Source organism: Bradyrhizobium sp. LHD-71 (assembly GCF_031157255.1).
Classification (GTDB): Bacteria; Pseudomonadota; Alphaproteobacteria; order Rhizobiales; family Xanthobacteraceae; genus P52-10.
This window is the reverse complement of sequence record NZ_JAVIFX010000041.1, coordinates 36,453-56,182: the sequence shown is the minus strand read 5'-3', so window position 1 is coordinate 56,182 and position 19,730 is coordinate 36,453. Positions and strand designations below refer to the sequence as shown.

16 protein-coding genes are annotated in these 19,730 nt (G+C 63.1%); 11 read left to right on the top strand and 5 right to left on the bottom strand.

All coding sequences use genetic code 11. From position 1 onward, the window contains the following. Positions 1-197 precede the first annotated feature (197 nt). Both RCO31_RS31645 and RCO31_RS31640 read left to right on the top strand, forming a co-directional pair. Positions 198-905 carry an EthD family reductase gene (locus RCO31_RS31645; RefSeq protein WP_308972338.1) on the top strand — a complete coding sequence of 236 codons (708 nt, stop codon included), beginning with the start codon at positions 198-200 and terminating at the stop codon, positions 903-905. Positions 906-928: 23 nt separating this feature from the next. Beyond that, positions 929-1,882 carry a zinc-binding dehydrogenase gene (locus tag RCO31_RS31640; protein ID WP_308972337.1) on the top strand — a complete coding sequence of 318 codons (954 nt, stop codon included), beginning with the start codon at positions 929-931 and terminating at the stop codon, positions 1,880-1,882. 100 nt (positions 1,883-1,982) lie between these two features. Here the strand turns inward: RCO31_RS31640 and RCO31_RS31635 are convergent, their stop codons facing one another. After that, entirely contained in the window at positions 1,983-2,807 is an 825-nt protein-coding gene (locus RCO31_RS31635) for an SDR family oxidoreductase (RefSeq protein ID WP_308972336.1), read from the bottom strand. 34 nt (positions 2,808-2,841) lie between these two features. Continuing rightward, the gene (locus RCO31_RS31630; protein WP_308972335.1) at positions 2,842-3,837 is read right to left on the bottom strand and encodes a substrate-binding domain-containing protein; all 996 of its coding nucleotides are present in this window, start codon (positions 3,835-3,837) and stop codon (positions 2,842-2,844) included. Between the two features lie 246 nt (positions 3,838-4,083). On the opposite strand from RCO31_RS31630, the gene RCO31_RS31625 reads away from it, so the two are divergent. From RCO31_RS31625 to RCO31_RS31595, 7 genes are all read left to right on the top strand, one after another. Then, positions 4,084-5,061, top strand: a complete 978-nt coding sequence (locus RCO31_RS31625) for an ABC transporter permease (RefSeq protein WP_308972334.1) — start codon at positions 4,084-4,086, stop codon at positions 5,059-5,061. 3 nt (positions 5,062-5,064) lie between these two features. After that, a complete protein-coding gene (locus RCO31_RS31620) occupies positions 5,065-5,979 on the top strand; it encodes an ABC transporter permease (protein WP_308972333.1) in 915 nt (304 codons plus the stop codon). An 8-nt stretch (positions 5,980-5,987) separates the two neighbouring features. Then, positions 5,988-6,968 carry an ABC transporter ATP-binding protein gene (locus RCO31_RS31615; protein WP_308972332.1) on the top strand — a complete coding sequence of 327 codons (981 nt, stop codon included), beginning with the start codon at positions 5,988-5,990 and terminating at the stop codon, positions 6,966-6,968. A 6-nt stretch (positions 6,969-6,974) separates the two neighbouring features. Continuing rightward, positions 6,975-7,967 (top strand): ABC transporter ATP-binding protein, encoded by a 993-nt coding sequence (locus RCO31_RS31610; protein WP_308972331.1) that lies wholly within the window; start codon positions 6,975-6,977, stop codon positions 7,965-7,967. Between the two features lie 124 nt (positions 7,968-8,091). Next, positions 8,092-9,435, top strand: a complete 1,344-nt coding sequence (locus RCO31_RS31605) for a Rieske 2Fe-2S domain-containing protein (RefSeq protein ID WP_308972330.1) — start codon at positions 8,092-8,094, stop codon at positions 9,433-9,435. Positions 9,436-9,656: 221 nt separating this feature from the next. Next, entirely contained in the window at positions 9,657-10,829 is a 1,173-nt protein-coding gene (locus RCO31_RS31600; RefSeq protein WP_308972329.1) for a M20 aminoacylase family protein, read from the top strand. A 38-nt stretch (positions 10,830-10,867) separates the two neighbouring features. After that, positions 10,868-12,487: an ABC transporter substrate-binding protein gene (locus RCO31_RS31595; RefSeq protein WP_308972328.1), complete on the top strand. Its 1,620-nt coding sequence runs from the start codon at positions 10,868-10,870 to the stop codon at positions 12,485-12,487. A 225-nt stretch (positions 12,488-12,712) separates the two neighbouring features. On the opposite strand, the gene RCO31_RS31590 is transcribed toward RCO31_RS31595, so the two are convergent. From RCO31_RS31590 to RCO31_RS31580, 3 genes are read right to left on the bottom strand one after another with little or no spacing between them, the layout of a single operon-like run. Then, the gene (locus RCO31_RS31590; RefSeq protein WP_308972327.1) at positions 12,713-13,948 is read right to left on the bottom strand and encodes an acyl-CoA dehydrogenase family protein; all 1,236 of its coding nucleotides are present in this window, start codon (positions 13,946-13,948) and stop codon (positions 12,713-12,715) included. Then, positions 13,945-15,288 (bottom strand): adenylosuccinate lyase family protein, encoded by a 1,344-nt coding sequence (locus RCO31_RS31585; protein ID WP_308972326.1) that lies wholly within the window; start codon positions 15,286-15,288, stop codon positions 13,945-13,947. The genes RCO31_RS31590 and RCO31_RS31585 overlap by 4 nt, the downstream gene beginning before the upstream one ends. 58 nt (positions 15,289-15,346) lie before the next feature. Continuing rightward, positions 15,347-16,156: a cobalamin-binding protein gene (locus tag RCO31_RS31580; RefSeq protein WP_308972325.1), complete on the bottom strand. Its 810-nt coding sequence runs from the start codon at positions 16,154-16,156 to the stop codon at positions 15,347-15,349. Positions 16,157-16,401: 245 nt separating this feature from the next. Between RCO31_RS31580 and RCO31_RS31575 the strand changes: the two genes are divergently transcribed. Both RCO31_RS31575 and RCO31_RS31570 read left to right on the top strand, forming a co-directional pair. Continuing rightward, positions 16,402-18,000 carry an ABC transporter substrate-binding protein gene (locus RCO31_RS31575; RefSeq protein ID WP_308972324.1) on the top strand — a complete coding sequence of 533 codons (1,599 nt, stop codon included), beginning with the start codon at positions 16,402-16,404 and terminating at the stop codon, positions 17,998-18,000. 59 nt (positions 18,001-18,059) lie between these two features. Continuing rightward, complete coding sequence (locus RCO31_RS31570; protein WP_308972323.1) at positions 18,060-19,676, top strand: ABC transporter substrate-binding protein; 1,617 nt, start codon at positions 18,060-18,062, stop codon at positions 19,674-19,676. The last annotated feature ends 54 nt before the right edge of the window (positions 19,677-19,730 follow it).

Below are 19,730 nucleotides of genomic sequence, written 5' to 3'. Positions count from 1 at the left end.
GCGACGCCGTTCTTCGAACGGCTATAGGCGAGCGAAGCGACGCCGTTCTTCGAACGGCTATAGGCGAGCGAAGCGACGCCGTTCTTCGAACGGCTATAGGCGAGCGAAGCGACGCCGTTCTTCGAACGGCTGCTCCTCGCAATGACCGCTATACATGTGCTATGACTCCCCGAAAGCAAAAAACCGGGAGGCAGCCCTTGATCAAATCGATCTCATTTCTGCAACGAAAGCCAGGACTCTCGCGCGAGGATTTCGTGCGGCACTGGCTCGACGTGCACGTGCCCATGTGCCACGCCGTTCCGGGCCTGCGGGGCTATGCGGTCTCGACGGTCGTCGAGCAGCAGTCGCGTCCCGATGTCCCAGGGCTGGCGATGGGCGATTTCGACGGCGTTGCACAGGTCTGGTTTGACGATCTCGCGGCGAGGGCGCACGCGGCGGCTTCCGCCGAAGGCAAACGCTGGCACGCGGACGGAGGCACGATCATCGGCGGCATCCGAATGTTCGTCACCAACGAACGTTTCGTCGTGCCGTTGCCGGCGAAGCGCCCGACATTCAAGACGCTGTCGGTGATCAAGCGCAAGCCGGAGCTTTCCGCTGAAGAGTTTCATCACGAGTGGGCCGTTGTTCATGCGCCGATGGCGCGGGCCGTGCCGGGCCTGCGCGGTTTTACGCTCTCCGAGATTGTCGAGGAGCAGTTTCGTGCCGACATTCCGCCGTTCCAGCTCGACGGTCCATTGGACGGATTCACGGAAAGCTGGTGGGACAGTCCTGCCTCACGCGCACAAATGATTGCGTCTGCCGAAGGCACGGCGTGGTTCGCCCATGGCTCAACCTTCATCGGCGAGATCCGCAGCATGCTTCTGGAGGAACGCGTGATCGTGCCGGTGCAGGCTGTTGCTGCCTGAGTTCAGAAGACAAGGAGCCGATGATGCCCGATCAGGTCAAAGCCATCGTTGTCGACGCCAGGGCGCCGGGGAGGCTGTCGGTGCAGCAGGTGAAGCTCGCGCCAGCCGCACCCACCGACGTTACCGTGCGCGTCACCGCGATTTCGCTCAACCGTGGCGAGGTCAAGCGCGCGGTCACGACGTCGGAGCCGGGCGCGCGTCCGGGCTGGGATTTCGCTGGTGTCGTTGAGGAGGCGGCCAAGCAGGGCGGTGGCCCGCCGGTCGGCGCTCGGGTGGTCGGCATGCTGCTCAGCGGCGGATGGGCCGAACGCGTCCGCGTGCCGGTGCAGAATGTTGCAGCACTTCCGGACGGCGTGAGCGATGCGCAGGCGTCGACGCTGCCGGTCGCGGGACTGACCGCATTGCACGCGCTTAGGCAGGGCGGGCTGTTGCTCGGCCGGAAGGTTCTGGTCGATGGCGCCAGCGGCGGCGTCGGCCACCTTGCCGTGCAACTGGCGGCAGCGTCCGGCGCGATGGTCTTCGGCCATGTGCGGCGAGAGGAGTTAAGCAAGACGATCGAGCCGTGGTGCAACGGCGGCATCGCGGTCGGCCCTTCAATCGAGAGCGCGCGCGAGCTCGGGCCGTTCCATCTGATCCTCGACTCCGTCGGCGGCCAGACGCTGGCCTCGACGTTGACCATGCTGCGCAATACCGGCACCTGCGTTACGTTCGGCGTGTCGGAAGCGCCGACCTCGACCTTCGAAAGTGGAAACTTCTTCCGGCTGGGCGGCGTGCGACTTTACGGGCTGATCATCTTTGACGAGCTTGCGCGCGTTGAACCGGCGGGGGTAGGTCTCGCACTGCTTGCCGATCTCGTGCAGCGAAAGATGCTCACGCCGAAGATCGAGGTCGAAGCACCATGGACCGAGATCGGCCGCATCGCCACCGACCTGCTCGACCGCAAGTTCGCCGGCAAGGCCGTGTTGCATGTGAGCTGACGCCGTCGCGGCGTCATTGCGAGGCATAGCCGTTTGAAGAACGGCGTCGCTTCGCTCGCCTATAGCGACGAAGCAATCCAGCGCGGAATTTGCCACAACCTCAGACTGGATTGCTTCGCTTCGCTCGCAATGACGCCAAGCTCTGCTCCCTTGCAGCGTTGTGCAGCTTCGCCATCCCGCCGATCCAGCGGTCGTAGTTGCTGGTCTTGTTCTGTACGTAGGCTGACACTTCCTTGTGCGGCAGGATCACGAACGCCTCGTGTTCGAGCCCGTCGATGGTCGCGTCGGCAACGGCTTCGGCGCTGAGGACGCCATCCTTTGATTGCGGCCCGGTCGGCAGGCCGCGCAAAAGCGGTGTGTCGACACCCTGCGGGCACAGCATCGAGACCCGGATGTTGTCTGCACGATGGGTGATCGCAAGGTTCTCCGCAAAGCCGACCGCGGCGTGCTTGGTAGTCGAATAGACGGCACTTCCGACCTGCGACAGGAGGCCGGCAGCCGAAATGGTGTGCAGGAAGTAGCCGCCGCCACGCGCCTTCATGCGCGGGATGAGAACGCGTGCCGCATACACGTGCGCCATCACGTGGACCTGCCAGCCGAACGTCCAGACCTCATTGCTGTCGCCGGCCGCGTTCTCGGTCTTGGGATTGAACGCTGTGGCGACGCCGGCATTGGAGCAGAACAGATCGATCGGGCCGATCCGGCTTTCCAGGTCGGTGACGAGCTGGATGATGTCGGCCTCCTTCGTCACGTCGCAGCGATAGGCCTCGCCGCCGATCGATGCGGCGACGGCCTTCGCGCCAGCTTCGTCGATATCGGCGACGATCACCTTGCGCGCGCCCTCTTTATGAAAGCGTTCGCAGAGGGCCTTGCCGATGCCCTTCGCACCTCCAGTGACGACCACGATCCGATCTTGTACGCGCACGATGTTCTCCGGTTCTTTTGCCGACCGTTTAGCGCTATTCGCGAGGCGGCGCGGTTGACGAGCCGCGCACCTCAAAGACGTAGGGGAACAGGCGGCGCAGCGGCGGCTTGCGTCCGTTGCCATTCCCAAGCCGTTCGAACAGCCGCGCCGTGATTTCCTCCGACAGCTTTTCGTAGTCGACCCGCAGGGTGCTGATGGCCGGCACGTGATTCAGGATGAAATCGGCACGGCCGATGCTGACCAGCGAAATATCGTCGGGAATGCGCAGACCGAGCCGGGCGATTGCGTTCATGGTCGAGGAAAGAACGCCGGTCCCCTGAACGATGATGCTGGTGGGGCGGTCCTTGCGCGACAACATCTTGATGACGTCATCATAGGCCGAGCTCATCGAGCTTTCCGGCAGGACCAGGTTCTCGTCGCTCAGTTTCAGTCCGTGGGCGCGGACCGCAGCTTTGAACGCGGCGATGCGCCGCCGGCCTGGCCGGCTCTTGAGATTGGCGGTGACGAGCCCGATCCTGGTGTGGCCGAGCTCGGCCAGATGATCGACCACTTGGGCGATGCCTGCTGCATGATCGAACAGGATCGTGTCCGCTTTCACGAGCATCTCCCGGTCGAGAATGAGGTAGGGCATCGGCAGATGCTCGATGAACTCATTCAGCTCCCGGTTCCGCTCATGGGCCGGCGCGATGATCAAGGCGTCGAGGCCGCGCTCGGTGAACAATTTCAGCGTGCGGATTTCGCGGTCGAGCTGGTTCGAGGTGTTCGAGATCAGCGTCACGTAACCCTCGCGCGCCAGCCGGTCCTCCAGAGTGCCGAATAATCGGGCATACAGGGGGTTGGACAGATCGGAAAACATGCAGCCAATGGTCTTTGTGCTGCGGGAGCGGAGCGAGCGCGCGGCATGGTTGGGCCGGTATCGGAGAGACGCTGCCGCCCGCTGCACCCGCGCAATCGTGTCCTCGGAGACATTGTTGGCGCCGCTCAGGGCGCGCGAGGCGCTGCCCAGCGAGACGCCTGCGAGCCTCGCCACATCCTTGATTGTTCGCCGCCCCGAAGCCATAGCTGATTTTGCTTTCCGTTGGCCTGACTCCTAGCCTGCCGACCAATTTCAGCACAAGTAGCAATACGTTTAGCCGGTTCCGTTCAGCGGCCTTCAGCCCGGACCGACGTGCCGAGACATTCGTCTAAAGTGGCACGTTTCCTGCGAGCAAGCCCTCACAGACGTTTGCGCCGGGTGGCCCGCCCGTGCAACCATGCAGTCTGGCGGGAGTATTCGATGCTGGCGTTCCTGATCCGACGGATCGGTCAAAGTTTGTTTGTCATCCTTGCGATGGCCGCTCTCGTTTTTCTTGGCGTCTTCTTCATCGGGAATCCGATCGACGTGCTGCTGGCGCCGGACGCCGACCAGGCGGAGCGCGCTGAGGCAATCGTGCGGCTTGGTCTCGACAAGCCGCTCTGGCAGCAGTTTTTCATCTTCCTTGCGGACCTCGCCCGCGGCGATCTCGGCACGTCCTTCGTGCACGGCACGTCGGCGGTCGGTTTGATCTTCGAACGGCTGCCGGCGACCATGGAGCTGGCATTTGTAGCGCTGGTGCTCGCGGTCGTCGTTGGCATTCCGCTCGGCGTGATTGCTGGACTGAAAAGTGAGGGATTTGCCGGTCGCAGCATCATGACCGGCTCCATCGTCGGATTCTCGCTGCCGAACTTCTGGTTCGGCATCATGCTGATCCTGTTCTTCGCGGTGACGCTGCAGTGGCTGCCCGCGGGCGGGCGCGGGCCGACCGGCAGCTTGTTCGGCATCGAGTTGTCGCTGCTCAACCCGGCCGGTTGGCCGAACCTGCTGATGCCCGCACTGACGCTCGCTATCTATAAGGTCTCGCTGGTGATCCGGCTTGCCTATTCCGGCACGCGCGAGGCGATGTTGCAGGACTATGTGCGTTTCGCCCGCGCCAAGGGCCTGTCGCGCCGACGCATTCTCGGCGTGCATGTCCTGAAGAACATCCTCATTCCGATTGTCACCGTACTCGGCCTCGAGCTCGGTTCGATGATCGCGTTCGCTGTCGTCACTGAAAGCGTGTTCGCATGGCCCGGCATTGGCAAGCTTCTGATTGATTCGATCGGCCGGCTCGACCGGCCGGTGATCGTCGCTTACCTGATGATCGTCGTCGCGCTGTTTGCAGTGATCAATCTCGTCGTCGACATTCTCTACTCGGTGCTGGACCCGCGCGTCCGCCTTTCGGATACGGGGAACTGAGCGATGGCTGACGTCAGCATCAAGGGCACCCTGCCGCGAGACCAGGTCGAAACGCCGTTTGCGCGCTTCGTCGCCGACTATTGCAGCAGCTGGCTGGCCGTGGCCGCACTGGTCGTCGTCGTGGTGCTGATTACGCTCTCGGCGCTGGCGCCGTGGATTGCACCGCAGAACCCGTATGACCTCACCCAGCTTTCGATCTTCGACAATATGCTGGCGCCGGGGGAGCGGTCGATGGAAGGCAAGCTCTATCTGCTCGGCACTGACGACCAGGGCCGCGATATGCTCTCGGCGATGTTCTACGGACTGAAGCTGTCGTTCTTCGTCGGCATTGTTTCCACTGCTGTGGCGCTCGCCATCGGCATCGCCGCAGGCATCACCGCTGCCTATTTCGGCGGACGCATCGACACGGTGATCATGCGCTTTGTCGATCTGCAGCTTTCATTCCCGGCGATTCTCATTGCGTTGATCCTGCTGGCGTTGCTGGGCAAAGGCGTCGACAAGGTGATCATCGCGCTTGTCGCCGTTCAGTGGGCGTACTATGCGCGAACCATTCGTGGCGGCGCGCTGGTGGAGCGGCAGCGCGAATATATCGATGCGGCTCGCAACCTTGCGCTGCCGTCGCATCGCATCATCTTCCGCCACCTGCTGCCGAACTGTCTGCCGCCGCTTGTCGTCGTCGCGACGATCCAGGTGGCACATGCGATCTCGCTGGAGGCGACGTTGTCGTTCCTTGGCGTCGGCGTGCCGATCACCGAGCCGTCGCTCGGGCTGCTGATCTCCAATGGCTACAAGTATATCCTGTCGGGAAAATACTGGATCAGCGTTTATCCGGGGCTTCTGCTGCTGCTGACGATCCTGGCGATCAACCTGGTGGGCGACCGGCTGCGCGACCTGCTCAATCCGCGTCTCAAGGCCTAAGCAAAGTCATGTCTGCGGTGCTCGAAGTTCACGATCTGAAAGCGCATTTCTTTACCCGGCGCGGTGTCATTGCAGCGGTCGACGGTGTCGATTTTTCGCTGGAGCGCGGCGAAGTGATGGGACTGGTCGGCGAATCCGGATCAGGAAAAACCGTGACCGGCCTGTCGATCCTCGGCCTGATCGATCCGCCGGGCCGGATCGTCGCAGGCTCCATTCGCCTGGCAGGGCAGGAGCTGGTCGGCGCGAGCGAGGAGGAGTGGCGGATGATCCGCGGCCGCAAGGTGGCGATGATCTTCCAGGATCCGATGATGACGCTCAACCCGGTGCTGCGCATCGACACCCAGATGATGGAAGCCATCCTCGCCCATGAGGCGATACCGCAAGAGGCCGCGCGTCAGCGCTGCCGCGACGCGCTCGGCCGTGTTGGCATTCCATCGCCCAATGAGCGACTGAGCGCCTATCCGCATCAGTTCTCTGGCGGCATGCGCCAGCGGGTGGCGATCGCGATCGCTCTGCTCAACAATCCGGAGCTGATCATCGCCGACGAGCCGACCACCGCACTGGACGTGACGATTCAGGCGCAGATCGTCGCGCAGGTGCAGAAGCTCGCCGCCGAGATGGGGACTGCCGTGGTCTGGGTGACGCACGATCTTGCGGTCGTGTCGGGTCTCGCCGACAAGCTCGCGGTCATGTATGCGGGCCGCATCGTCGAGGAGGGGCCGACGGCGGACGTGCTGAACCGGCCGATGCATCCCTATACGCTCGGGCTGCTCAATTCGCTGCCGGTGCGCAATCCGCGCGGGCGACCGCTCAATCAGATCCCGGGCGCGGCTCCATCTCTGCTGGCGCTGCCGCCCGGTTGTCCGTTCGCGCCGCGCTGCATCCGCGCCGTCGACATTTGCCGGCAGGTTGCTCCGGCGGAGACGGACGCCGGCAATGCGCGGCGGCTGCGCTGCTACAACCCGCTGCCGGCAGCCGAGGCTGCGTGAGTCGCCATGAACCTGATTGAAGCTCGTCGCGTCTCGAAGCGCTTCGTGCGCAAGCCGGATCTTGCTGCAAAGATCGCCGGCATGCTCGGCGCACCGGTCAAGCAAGCGGTCGTTCACGCACTCGATCACGTCGATCTGTCCGTGGCGCCCGGCGAAGTCGTCGGCCTCGTCGGCGAATCCGGCTCCGGCAAGTCGACGCTCGGTCGCATCGTCGCCGGCCTGCAGGACGCGAGTGACGGCGAGGTGATGTTCGAGGGCAAGGACCGCCGTACGCTCGATGCCGATGCGCGCAAGCGCGCCTACCTCGCAGTGCAGATGGTGTTCCAGGATCCGATGTCGTCGCTCAATCCGCGCTTGCGGATCGCCGACATCATCGGCGAGGCGCCGCTGTTTCACGGCGTGGTCGGCCGCGCCGAGGCGCGCAGCTATGTTTCCGAGATGATGAACACGGTCGGCCTCAACCCCGCCTATGCCGAACGTTACCCGCATCAGTTCTCCGGCGGTCAGCGCGCGCGTATCGGCATTGCCCGTGCACTTGCGGTCAAGCCGCGCATGATCGTCGCCGATGAGGCGATTGCCGCGCTCGACGCGTCAATTCAGGCGCAGGTGATCAACCTGTTCATGAAGCTCCGAACGGACTTTGACCTGGCCTACCTGTTCATCAGTCATGATCTCGGTGTGGTCCAGCACATCGCCGACCGGGTCGCGATCCTTTATCTCGGGCGCGTCGTCGAGTTCGCCGCGGCCGAGAAGGTGCTGGCGACTCCCAATCATCCTTATTCGCAGGCGCTGCTTGCCAACATGCCGCGGGTCGAGACCGGCAAGCATGCCTTCGCGCCGCTCGAGGGTGAAATTCCGAGCCCGCTCGACCCGCCGCGCGGCTGTCACTTCCACCCGCGCTGCCCGCACGCCATGCCGCGCTGCAGCGAGGAGGTTCCGCCGCTGAAAGAGATCGCGCCGGGATGGATGTCGGCCTGTCATTTGAATGATCGGGCGTGACGTTTACCTCCTTGTGATGAAGCGCTTTCACGGGATGTAAGGACGCCGCTTCGTGGCGTTGACGATGACGGGGTGCTGCGCCAAGCTTCCGCGACAAATCACAAAAACGATCCGGAGGTCGCTCATGCTCCGTGCGGAGGACAATCGCTTCCTGACCGAAAGCGGTGCAGGAAGTGGAATGGGAGAACTGTTGCGGCGGTTCTGGTTGCCGGTGCTGCTGAGCGAAGAACTGCCTGAGCCCGATAGCGAGCCGAAGAAGGTCGTCGTCATGGGCGAGGAGTTGCTCGCCTTTCGCGACAGCCGCGGCGTCGTCGGGCTGATCGATCAGTACTGCCCGCATCGCGGCGCCAATCTCTGGCTCGGCCGCAATGAAGAATGCGGCATCCGCTGCGTGTATCATGGCTGGAAGTTCGATACCGACGGCCAGTGCGTCGACATGCCGACGTCCTATCCGGATCTCAACGCCAAGGACAAGATGCGCATCAAGGCCTACCCGGTGCGCGAATGGGGCGGCATGATCTGGGCGTATATGGGTCCGGCTGCAGTGCAGCCGGAGCTGCCGGCGCTGGAGATGGCGCTGCTGCCCGCAGAACACCGGTACGTGTCGAAGAAGTGGCAGGACTGCAACTGGGTGCAGGCGCTTGAGGGTTCGATCGACACCGCTCATTTCACCTTCGCGCATCTGAGCTTCGAGAAGGAAGAAAACGAGATCCTCGACATCAAGAAGCATTTCATCAATCCGCTCACGCGCGTGAACACCGATCACATGCGCTGGATCGCCGAAGATCCGCGCCCGGTGATCAAGATCAATCCCCACGATGCGGGACTGACGATCGCCGGCGGTCGGTTGACCGGCTCGGAGAACATCTACTGGCGCATTGCCCAGTTCCTGATGCCTGTGCATGCCTACGCACCAAGCGCGATGCCCGGTGAGACGATCTTCGGCCAGAGCTTCGTGCCCGTGACCGACACCAATTGCTGGATCTACACCTACGCCTGGAATCCGCACCGGCCGCTGACCCGGGACGAGCGCGATGCCTACAAGCGCGGCAATGGTGTGATAGCGGACGTTGACGAGAACTATGTGCCGCGGCGGCACAAGGGCAACGACTACCTCATCGACCGCGCGTTGCAGAAGACGAAGAGTTACACCGGCATCAAAGGCGTATCAGAACAGGACGCCGCCGTGCAGGACAGCCAGGGTCCGATTGCGGACCGCACGCGCGAGCACCTCGGGCCGACCGATCTCGGCATCATGCATTTCCGCAAATTCGTGATGGATGCCGCGCGCGCCCTGCAGCAGGGCACGGAGCCGGAGCAGGTCGGCCGCCAGGATCGCTACACGGTGCGATCCGGCGCATGCGTGACGCACAAGGCGAAGGATCTGCCGGCAGTGATGACCGAGCGTTTCGGGGACCCGGCAGGCTTCGTCGGCCCCCCGCATGGCGCCGGAATCGCTGCAGAATAGGCCGCTGGTCAGAGATAGCGACGAACTTGGCGCGCCCCCGAGAAGAGGGAAAATGCCGTGCACGTGGTCGCCCCGGCTTTTTCCCCTTAGACGTCATCTTAGACGAAAATGTCACGGTCTGGCCGGTTGCCACGCCTTGACCGATTTGTTGGAATGAAGCTTGCTTCATGCGTTGGCGGCCGCCTCCAGCGGATCGCAGCAAACACCATCCGGAGCAGCTAATGCCGATTGTCAATCGTATCCACGAATTCACCAACGACGTGACCGCGTGGCGACGAGATCTGCACGCTCATCCGGAGCTTCAGTACGACGTGCATCGGACCGCAGGCATCGTGGCGCAGCATCTGAGGGATTTCGGTTGCGACGAGGTGGTGACGGGGATTGGCAAGACCGGCGTCGTCGGCGTCATCAAGGGCCGCAAGTCGGCCTCATCAAAGGTGATCGGCCTGCGGGCCGATATGGATGCGCTGCCGATCCTGGAAGAAACCGGCGCGGCTTATGCCTCGCAGAACAAGGGCGTGATGCACGCCTGCGGCCATGATGGCCACACCTCGATGCTGCTGGGTGCCGCGCGCTATCTGGCCGAGACCCGCAATTTCGACGGATCGGCCGTGGTGATCTTTCAGCCGGCCGAGGAGAACGGCGGCGCCGGCGCCAAGGCGATGGTGCAGGACGGGCTGATGGATCGCTTCGGCATCCAGGAGGTCTATGGCATGCACAACATGCCGGGCATGCCGGTCGGCACCTTTGCGCTCAGACCGGGGGCTTTGATGGCCTCATCCACGCGCATCGAGATCGAGGTGGAGGGCAGTGGTGGCCATGCGGCGAAGCCGCACCTTTGCGTCGACCCGCTGGTTGTCGCGACTGAAATTGCCACCGCCTTGCAGCTTGTGGTCTCCCGCAATGTGGATCCGCTTGCAGGCACGGTGCTGTCGATCACGCAGATCCACGCCGGGACGGCGTTCAACATCATACCGGACAGGGTGTATGTCGCCGGCACTTTGCGCACACTGGATAACGCCACCCGGCAATTTGCCGAGAGGCGGATCGAGGAGATTGCCACGGGCATCGCAGCGGCGCATCGCAGCAAGGCCAAGGTGACGATCACCACCGGCTATCCGGTCACGGAGAACCATCCGGAGCAGACCGAGTTCGTCGAACGCGTTGCAAAGGACATCGTAGGCGGGGCGCGCGTGGATGTCGCGATCGCGCCGTCGATGGGCGCGGAAGATTTCTCGTTCATGCTGCTGGAGCGGCCGGGCGCATTCATCTTCATCGGCAACGGCGAGAGTGCAGGCCTGCACAATGCCAAGTATGATTTCAACGACGCAGCGCTACCCGTCGGCATGAGCTACTGGGCGCGCCTCGTCGAGACGGCGATGCCGGCCGACTGATCATTTGCAAGACATTTCTGACTTACCGGAGAAGACCAATGACAGATCTCATCCGCCGCGCCGTGGTCCAGGTCGCTGCGCCCCTTGCGGCAACATTCATGATGCTTGCCCCGGCGAGCGCCCAGGAGCTTCGCATCGGCCTTTCGGCTGAGCCGAGCGCGCTTGATCCGCACTATCACCAGCTGGCGCCGAACAACCAGATTGCGACACAGGTCTACCAGCGGCTGACCGAGCAGGACGAGAACCAGAAGCCCGGGCCGAGCCTGGCCGAGAGCTGGCGCGCCGTCGACGACAAGACCTGGGAGTTCAAGCTGCGCAAGGGCGTGAAGTTCTCCGACGGCAGTGACTTCACCGCGCGCGACGTGATCTTTTCTTACTGCCGCGTACCGAAAGTCGAGAACTCGCCATCGTCGTTCATCGCCTCGACCCGCATGGTCGACACCATGACAGCGCCGGATCCGCATACGCTGATCATCACGACCGCCGAACCCTTTCCATTGATGGCGATCACGGTCAGCAACGTGGCGATCATCTCGTCGAAGAACGGCGGCGCGCCGGATGACCTGAAGTTCAACAAGGCCGGCTGCGAAGGCGTCGCGACCTGGCCGAAGACCGACGATTTCAACAAGCTGAAATTTGCCGGCACCGGTCCGTTCAAATACACCCAATTCACGCCGGGCGACCGTATCGTGATGGAGCAGAACGAGACCTATTGGGGCAAGAAGCCCAAGTGGAAGAAGGTGACGCTGCGGCCGATCACCAACGCCGCGTCACGGGTGGCCGCGTTGCTCGCCAACGACGTCGATTTCATCGAGAACCCGCCGATCCAGGACCTGCCGCGCATCAAGTCCAATCCGAATTTTGCGCTGACCTCGAAGCTGTCGAGCCGCATCATCTATCTGCATTTCAACTACATTGCCGACCTGCCGCCGGGCCTCACCGATGCCGGCGAAAAGAACCCGTTCCGCGACAAGCGCGTGCGGGAGGCGATCTCGCTGGCGATCGACCGCGAAGCCATCGTCGCCCGCATCATGGCCGGCGAGGCGAAGGCTGCCGCAGAATTCCTGCCCAACCCGCTGGACGGCACCAACCCGGGCATCCAGCCGGCGAAGCCCGATCCGGCCAAGGCCAAGAAGCTGCTCGCGGAAGCCGGCTATCCGAACGGCTTCGGGCTCACCATCGGCACTCCGAACGACCGCTACATCAACGATGCGCAGATCGCCCAGGCGGTCGCGCAGATGCTCAACCGCATCGGCATCAAGGCGCAGGTCGATGCGATGACCGCCACGACCTTCTTCAACCGCCGCACCAAACGCGAATTCGGCATCTGGCTGGCCGGCTGGGGCGCCGACACCGGCGAGATGTCCAACCCTCTGCGCGCGCTCGCGGCCACGCCGGACACGAAGATCGGTTTCGGCGCGACCAATCCGGGCGGCTACTCCAACAAGGAGATGGACGACCTCTTGAAGAAAGCGCTCATGACCGTCGACGACAAGCAGCGCAACACCATGTTGGCGCAGGCCTCACGTATCGTGATGGGTGACTTCGGCGTCATCCCGCTGCATTTCGAAGTGACGACGTGGGCGTTCAAGAAGGGGATCGACTACGTCGGCCAGACCAACCAGTACACACGGCCCGACAAGATCACGCAGAAGTAGGCGGCCGTTTCGCAAAAGCGAAACCCGCCCGTGGGAGTCCTGTGCAAAATCGTCCCACTCCGTCATTGCGAGCGAAGCGAAGCAATCCAGTCTCAATCTGCGGCAATCGCCGCGCTGGATTGCCGCGCCGCCGCAGGCGAGCGAAGCGACGCCGTTCTTCGAACGGCTATGGCTCGCAATGACGAGTTGGCTGAGCTTCCTTCGCTTGCAATGACGGGAAGGTGATCACAATTCCACATCGCCGGCGAGCAGGCGCTGGGAAATCGTGCGCGCGAGAATCTCGTTGGTGCCGTCGGCGATATTGATGATGCGCAGCGTGTGCCAGATGTGCACCAGACCGATCTCGTTGGTCAGGCCCATGCCGCCGAATGTCTGCATTGCCCGGTCGATGGCGCGGAAGCCGGCCTGCACCGAATAGCTCTTCGCCATCGACAGCTCCTTGATGGCGCGCCCGCCGCGGTCGAGCAGGGAGGCGGCGTTCAATCCGAGCAGATGTGCCGCATGCAACTCGGTTGCGGCGTCGGCGAGCGGGTGCGACACGGCCTGATAGTTCGAGATCGTCTTGCCGAACGCCTCGCGCTGCTGCGAGTATTCGATCGCGCGCTCCAGTGCCCACCGCCCAAGCCCGACGGCACGGGCTGAATTGTAGATGCGCCCGAGCGAGACGCCGTAGACGGCGATCTTGAAACCTTCGTCGAGTTTCCCGACGAGTTGCCAGGGCTCGACCTCGACGTCCTCGAGCACCAGCGCGCCTTCGTTACCGCCGGCGTCGCCGAACAGCTTGACGATGCTTTCGACGCTGAAGCCGGGCGCGCTGGTCGGCACGAGAAAGGCGCTGATGCCGCCCGCTTTGCGCTCGGCCTTTTCCGCGTCGGTAATCGCAAAGACGATGCACCAGTCCGCGGTCGGGCTGTTGGTGGTCCAGAGCTTTCGCCCCGAGATGCGCCAGCCCTTGTCGGTACGGACGGCGCGGGTCTTCAGCATGCTGGCGTCGGAGCCGGCCCCTGGCTCCGACAGGCCGAAGCACATCGAGGTCTCGCCGGACATCATGCCGGCGAGGCAGCGCTTCGACGCTTCCGGTGTCACCTGGGTCAGCACCCGGCTCGGCCCGAATGCCCAGTGCGCGATGACCCATGGCGTCAGGATGGTGTGAGACCCAAGCCGCCGGTTGATGGCTTCCCACGCGACATAGTAGGCGAGGTGGCCGAAGCCGCCACCGCCGAGTTCCTCCGGTGCGCACATGGCGAAGAACCCGGCCTTCGCCGACAGACTGCGTGTTTCGCGGATCAGTCGCTGGACATCTGCGGAATAGCGTCCGTGCTGATCATAAAGCCTGCGCTGGTCTTCGAACAGGGCATGGTTGCTCTCGACGCGCGGAACGATTTCCGTCTCGACGAAGCGCATGACGCCGTCGCGAACGGTGAGGACGTCCTCAGGCAGATCGAATGCGATGGCGCTCATGACAGCGCCCTTGCTCGCGCGGCGGCGTCGCGCGCCATCTCGGCGCACAGGCCGATATATCCGACCGGATCGATCAGCTCGCCGATGGCCGCGGGCGAAAGATGCTGCGTGACGCGCTTGTCGGCGGCGAGCAGCTCGGCAAACGATTTCCTGTCGACGAAGGCCGTCTGCGCCGCATCGTAGACGATGTCGTGCGCGTGCTGGCGGCCGATGGAGGCGCCAAGGTTCAGCATCACGGCTTCGGCCATGATCAGCCCGCCGCCGAGATCGAGATTGGCCCGCATGCGCTGAGGATCAAGCTGCAGGCCGGACAGCACGTAATCAAGGCGGATCAGCATGTCGCCGGTCAGGATGCAGGCACGCGATGTCGCCTCGCGGATCATCAGGCTTGTGGCCCGATCGGCCTCGTGTTCGGTCATCGCCGCCTCCAGCGCCAGCGGCACCAGCGAGCGAAGCTCGGCCGATTGCGCGATGATTTCCTGACAGACTTTCGGGTTGCGCTTCTGCGGCATGGTGGAGCTTCCGACCGTGCCCGGCGGCACCGGCTCCTCGGCCTCGCCGAACTCGGTCTTCATCAACGTGTAGATCTCGCGGCCGATCTTGCCGCCGCTCGCGCCGAACAGACCCAGGAGCGAGATGTATTCCGCAAGGTGATCGCCGAGCGTGCGCGCCGGCACCCGCATCGGCACCATGTCGAGATACTTGGCGATGCCGGCCTGCACTGCCGGTCCCTGCGCGCCGAGCGACGCATAGGTCCCGGCCGCGCCGCCGAGCATGGCGACGAAGACGCGTGGCTCAAGCTGGCGGAAGCGCTCGAGATGCCGGATCAGTTCGTCGATCCAGACCGCGACCTTGAAGCCGAAGGTCGCCGGCACCGCGTGCTGGCCATGCGTGCGCGCGGGCATCACCATATCGGCCGAGCGGTCTGCAAGGTCCGCCATTGCCCGCAAGGTCTTGTGGATGAGCTGGATGAAGACCCTGTGTGCCTGCCTGAGCACCAGAAGGTCGCCCGTCTGTACGATGTTCTGCGTTGTCGCGCCCCAGTGCACCCAGCCGCCGGCAGGTTCGCCGCACACGCGCGACAGCTCCCACACCAGCGGCACGATCGTGTGGCCGGTGCGCTTGTCGGCTTCGTCGATGCGGCCACGATCGAGCAGGCTCAGCTTCGCGCAGGCGGCGATGCGCTCGGCAGACTCCTTCGGCACGATACCGAGGTCGGCTTGCGCGCGTGCAAGAGCCGCTTCGACGTCGAGCCACGCCTGCCAGCGGTTCTCCAGCGTATAGAGTGCGCGGATTCCCGCATCCGGCAGCCGCGCACCCTTCGGTGTTTCCTCGTCCATCGTTCCTCGTCCTCTTGTTGTTCTGATAGTGGACTTCAGGAATCTCGCAGGCAATGGTTTAGGGCCGCGCGCGCTTCAATGCTTGCATGCCATCATCGCGCAGCGCCGCCGAAATCGCGTCGAGGCCGTCGGTCAGCGCAGCCGGCCCAGGTTGCAGGATGATGGTCGATTTGATCTCGACGATCCGGTTGTCTCTCATCGCGGGAATTTCACTCCAGCCCGGCCGCTCATAAAAATCCCGCATACGGACTTTCTTGCCGCACCAGGACGCGAGAATGACGTCGGGCGCCGCGGCAACGACCGCGGCCGGCTCGATGATCCGCTGCTTCGCGCCTTGTTCGCGGCGAAGGTCGGGGAAGACGTCAATGCCACCGGCAATCTCGATCAGCTCCGAAACCCAGCAGATGCCACTGATCAGGGGATCATTCCATTCCTCGAAGTAGACCTTCGGCCGCACCTGCGGTGCCGCTGCTGCGACGGCATCAAGCTTGCGCTCCAGCCGCTCGGCGAGGGCCTCGGCTTTCGCGGATGCATCCACCAGCGCACCGACGGTGCGCATCATGGCGAAGATGCCGGCAATGTCGCGTTGGTTGAAGACGTGGACCGCAACACCGGCCTTGGCGAGGTCGGCGGCGAGTGGCCCCTGCAAGTCGGAGAACGCCAGCACCAGGTCCGGCTCAAGCGCAAGGATCTTCGGAATGTCAGCGGAAATGAATGCGGAGACCCGCGGTTTTTCCTTGCGGACCTGCGGCGGTCGCACCGCATAGCCGGAGACGCCGACGATCCGGTCCTGCTCGCCGAGAAGATAGAGGGTCTCGACCGTCTCCTCGGTCAAACAAACGATCCGGCGTGGCGGAAAATGTCGCATGAGATTCGATTGCAATGGGAAAGGGTGAAGGGCCTACGACTCGGCTGTTCGTTTCGCCCCACGGACCGGATCATGACGATCGAACAGGGGCGATGGCAAGTCCGATTTCGTACGATTGTTGCAGCGCGGTTGCGCGCGTTGACGGAGCCCATTGCTCCGGCCCCCAGCCGTGTTAGGTTCGCTCTGCAAAACTGGTCTCTGCAAGAGCGCTCCAAGCGCCGGAGATCGTCGTCTTGGGAGGGTTTATGTTTGGACGTGCCTTGGCCGCTGCAGCGGTCGTCGTTTCTTTCCTGGTCATCGATGTCGGTGCTGCGTTGGCCCAGAAGCAGGGCGGCACGCTTCGCCTCCCGCACCGCGACAATCCGCCGAGCGCATCGCCCCTGGAAGAGTCGACCATCTCGGTCACGATCCCCTACATGTCGATCTACAACAATCTCGTGATGTTCGATAACGCGAAGCGGCACGAGAGCGCCGACACGATCGTTCCCGATCTGGCCGAGGGTTGGTCCTGGGACGACAGCAAGAAGAAGCTGACCTTCAAGCTCCGCCAGGGAGTGAAATGGCATGACGGCAAGCCGTTCACGGCCAAGGACGTCCAGTGCACCTGGCATATGCTGATCGGCAAGGGCGACGTGCAGGACTTCCGCAAGAACCCGCGTGCGATCTGGTACCAGAACCTCAGCGAGGTCACGATCAATGGCGACTACGAGGCGACCTTCGTGCTGAAGGAGCCGCAGCCGGCGTTTCCGTTGCTGCTCGCCTCCGGTTACTCCCCGGTCTACCCCTGCCACGTATCCCAGCGCGACATGCGCACGAAGCCGATCGGCACCGGACCGTTCAAGTTCGTCGAGTACAAGCGGGGCGAATCGATCAGGCTGGCGAAGAATCCTGATTACTGGAAGAAGGGCAGGCCCTATCTCGACGCCATCGATTTCAAGATCGTCGAGAACCGTTCGACCCGAATGCTCGCCTTCGCGGCTGGCGATTTCGACATGACGTTTCCGACCGACGTGACCGTTCCGCTCGGCCGAGACATGAAGTCGCAGGCACCGAAGGCGGTTTGCGAGTTCGCGCCTACGGGCGTCGCCAACAACCTGATCGTCAACCGCTCGGCACCGCCGTTCGACAACGCGCAGATTCGCAGGGCCATGTCGCTTGCGCTTGACCGTGCGGCATTCAGCAAGATCCTGGCGGAGGGGCAATCAAAGATCGGCGGCGCGATGCTGCCGGCGCCGGAAGGCGAGTGGGGTATGCCGGAGGACGTGCTGAGGAAACTCGACGGCTACAGCGGCGACGTCGAGAAGAACCAGGCTGAAGCGCGCAAGATCATGCAAGGCCTCGGCTATGGACCCGACAAGCCGCTCAAGGTCAAGGTCGCGACGCGCAACATCGCGATCTACCGCGATCCGGCCGTCATCCTCATCGATCAGCTCAAGAAGATCCACATCGAGGGAGAGCTTGAGAACGTCGACACGCCGCAGTGGTATCCCAAGGTCGCCCGCGGAGACTACTCGGTCGGCATGAACCTCACCGGCGTCAGCGTCGACGATCCGGACGGCAACCTGGTCGAGAATTATTCCTGCAAGTCGGATCGCAACTACACCAAATATTGCAATCCGGAGGTCGATCGACTTTTGGCCGAGCAGTCGAAGGAGTCCGACAAGCAAAAGCGCAAGCAGATCGTCTGGCAGATCGAGAAGCTGCTGGTCGATGATGCCGCCCGCCCGATTATCGACCACAACATCAACGGAACCTGCTGGCATCCGCATGTGAAGGGCTTCGTCGTCCACGACAATGCCATCTACAACAACACGCGGTTCGAGGACGTCTGGCTCGACAAATGAAGAGCCGACGCGCCCCGTCGGCGCGCGGCTGAATGACCAGGACATTCAGGGAGGGTCTGATGCGCGTCCGACGATGTCTCGGCTGGGCTGGAAACGTTTCCGTCATGCTGGGCGCCGCCATCATGGCGATGGCCAGCGTTCCGGCCGAGGCGCAGAAGCGCGGCGGCATCTTGCGGATGTATCACAACGACAATCCGCCGAGCGCCTCCCTGCTGGAAGAGTCGACGGTCTCCGCCACCGGGCCGTTCATGGCGGTCTTCAACAACCTGGTCATGTTCGACCAGTTGAAGCCCGAAGAGAGCCCCGACACGATCGTTCCCGATCTCGCCGAGAGCTGGGCGTGGGCTCCGACCGGCACCAAACTGACCTTCAAGCTGCGCCAGGGGGTGAAATGGCACGACGGCAAACCTTTTACCGCCAAGGACGTGCAGTGCACCTGGCACATGCTGATCGGCAAGGGCGATGTTGGTGATTTCCGCAAGAATCCGCGTAAGGTCTGGTACGAGAATCTAAGCGAGGTGACGATCAGCGGCGATTACGAGGCGACGTTCCATCTCAAGGCGCCGCAACCCGCGCTGATCATGTTGCTCGCGAGCGGCTTCTCCGCCGTCTATCCTTGCCACGTGCCGCAGCAGGTGATGCGCACCAAACCCGTCGGAACCGGGCCGTTCAAGTTTGTCGAGTACAAGCGCGGCGAATCGATCACGTTGAGCCGCAACGGGGACTACTTCAAGGCTGGCAAGCCGTACCTGGACGGCATCACTTTCAAGGTGATCGATAACCGGTCTACGCGGCTCCTGGCTTTCGCGACCGGTGAATTCGATCTCACCTATCCCTCCGATGTCACCGTGCCGCTGATGAAAGACATGAAGGCTCAGGCGCCGACCGCGACCTGCGTGCTAAATGCCTCGGGCGTGAGCGCGAACCTGATCGTCAACAGGGAGAAGCCGCCGTTCGATAATCCGGACATCCGCAAGGCGATGTCGCTGGCGTTCGACCGCAACGAATTCAACACCATTCTGTCGGAAGGGAAGGCCACCTATGGCGGCGCCATGCTGCCGCGGCCGGCCGGTCAGTGGGGCATGCCGGAGGAGGTGATCTCCACGCTGCCGGGCTACAGCGCCGACGTAAAGGGGCGTCTGCGCGAGGCCCAGGCGATTATGGAGAAGCTCGGCTACAGCGCGGCCAAGCCTATCCGGATGAAGCTGCCGACGCGCAACCTGCCGACCTATCGCGATCCGGCAGTGATTTTGCTCGACCAGCTCAAGAAGATTTATATCGAAGCCGAGCTCGAGATCGTCGACACGCCGCAGTGGTATGCCAAAGTGGCGCGCAAGGATTACACCATCGGCTTCAACCTGACCGGCGTCAGCGTCGATGATCCGGACGCCAACCTGGTCGAGAATTATTCGTGCAAGTCGGAGCGGAACTATACCCACTATTGTAACGCGGACGTCGACAGGTTGCTGGCGACGCAGTCGCGTGAGGCGGACAGAGAGAAGCGGCGGAAGCTCGTCTGGGATATCGAGCGCATTCTTGTGGAAGACGCGGCGCGGCCAATGATCACACACGGAGTTTCGGGGAACTGCTGGCACGCGCATGTGAAGGGTTACACCGCCCACACAAACAGCATCTATAATAACACCCGCTTCGAGGACACCTGGCTGGACAAATAGCTTCGGCGAGGGAAGGATGAAGGATAAAGAGAGCTGGGTGATCGCGCGGACTTG

Bases quoted from the DNA above. Each gene is read 5' to 3' on its own strand.
- RCO31_RS31640 (WP_308972337.1), top strand. From the start codon at position 929: ATGCCCGATCAGGTCAAAGCCATCGTTGTCGACGCCAGGGCGCCGGGG.
- RCO31_RS31625 (WP_308972334.1), top strand. From the start codon at position 4,084: ATGCTGGCGTTCCTGATCCGACGGATCGGTCAAAGTTTGTTTGTCATC.
- RCO31_RS31620 (WP_308972333.1), top strand. From the start codon at position 5,065: ATGGCTGACGTCAGCATCAAGGGCACCCTGCCGCGAGACCAGGTCGAA.
- RCO31_RS31615 (WP_308972332.1), top strand. From the start codon at position 5,988: ATGTCTGCGGTGCTCGAAGTTCACGATCTGAAAGCGCATTTCTTTACC.
- RCO31_RS31610 (WP_308972331.1), top strand. From the start codon at position 6,975: ATGAACCTGATTGAAGCTCGTCGCGTCTCGAAGCGCTTCGTGCGCAAG.
- RCO31_RS31605 (WP_308972330.1), top strand. From the start codon at position 8,092: ATGCTCCGTGCGGAGGACAATCGCTTCCTGACCGAAAGCGGTGCAGGA.
- RCO31_RS31600 (WP_308972329.1), top strand. From the start codon at position 9,657: ATGCCGATTGTCAATCGTATCCACGAATTCACCAACGACGTGACCGCG.
- RCO31_RS31595 (WP_308972328.1), top strand. From the start codon at position 10,868: ATGACAGATCTCATCCGCCGCGCCGTGGTCCAGGTCGCTGCGCCCCTT.
- RCO31_RS31590 (WP_308972327.1), bottom strand. From the start codon at position 13,948: ATGAGCGCCATCGCATTCGATCTGCCTGAGGACGTCCTCACCGTTCGC.
- RCO31_RS31585 (WP_308972326.1), bottom strand. From the start codon at position 15,288: ATGGACGAGGAAACACCGAAGGGTGCGCGGCTGCCGGATGCGGGAATC.
- RCO31_RS31580 (WP_308972325.1), bottom strand. From the start codon at position 16,156: ATGCGACATTTTCCGCCACGCCGGATCGTTTGTTTGACCGAGGAGACG.
- RCO31_RS31575 (WP_308972324.1), top strand. From the start codon at position 16,402: ATGTTTGGACGTGCCTTGGCCGCTGCAGCGGTCGTCGTTTCTTTCCTG.
- RCO31_RS31570 (WP_308972323.1), top strand. From the start codon at position 18,060: ATGCGCGTCCGACGATGTCTCGGCTGGGCTGGAAACGTTTCCGTCATG.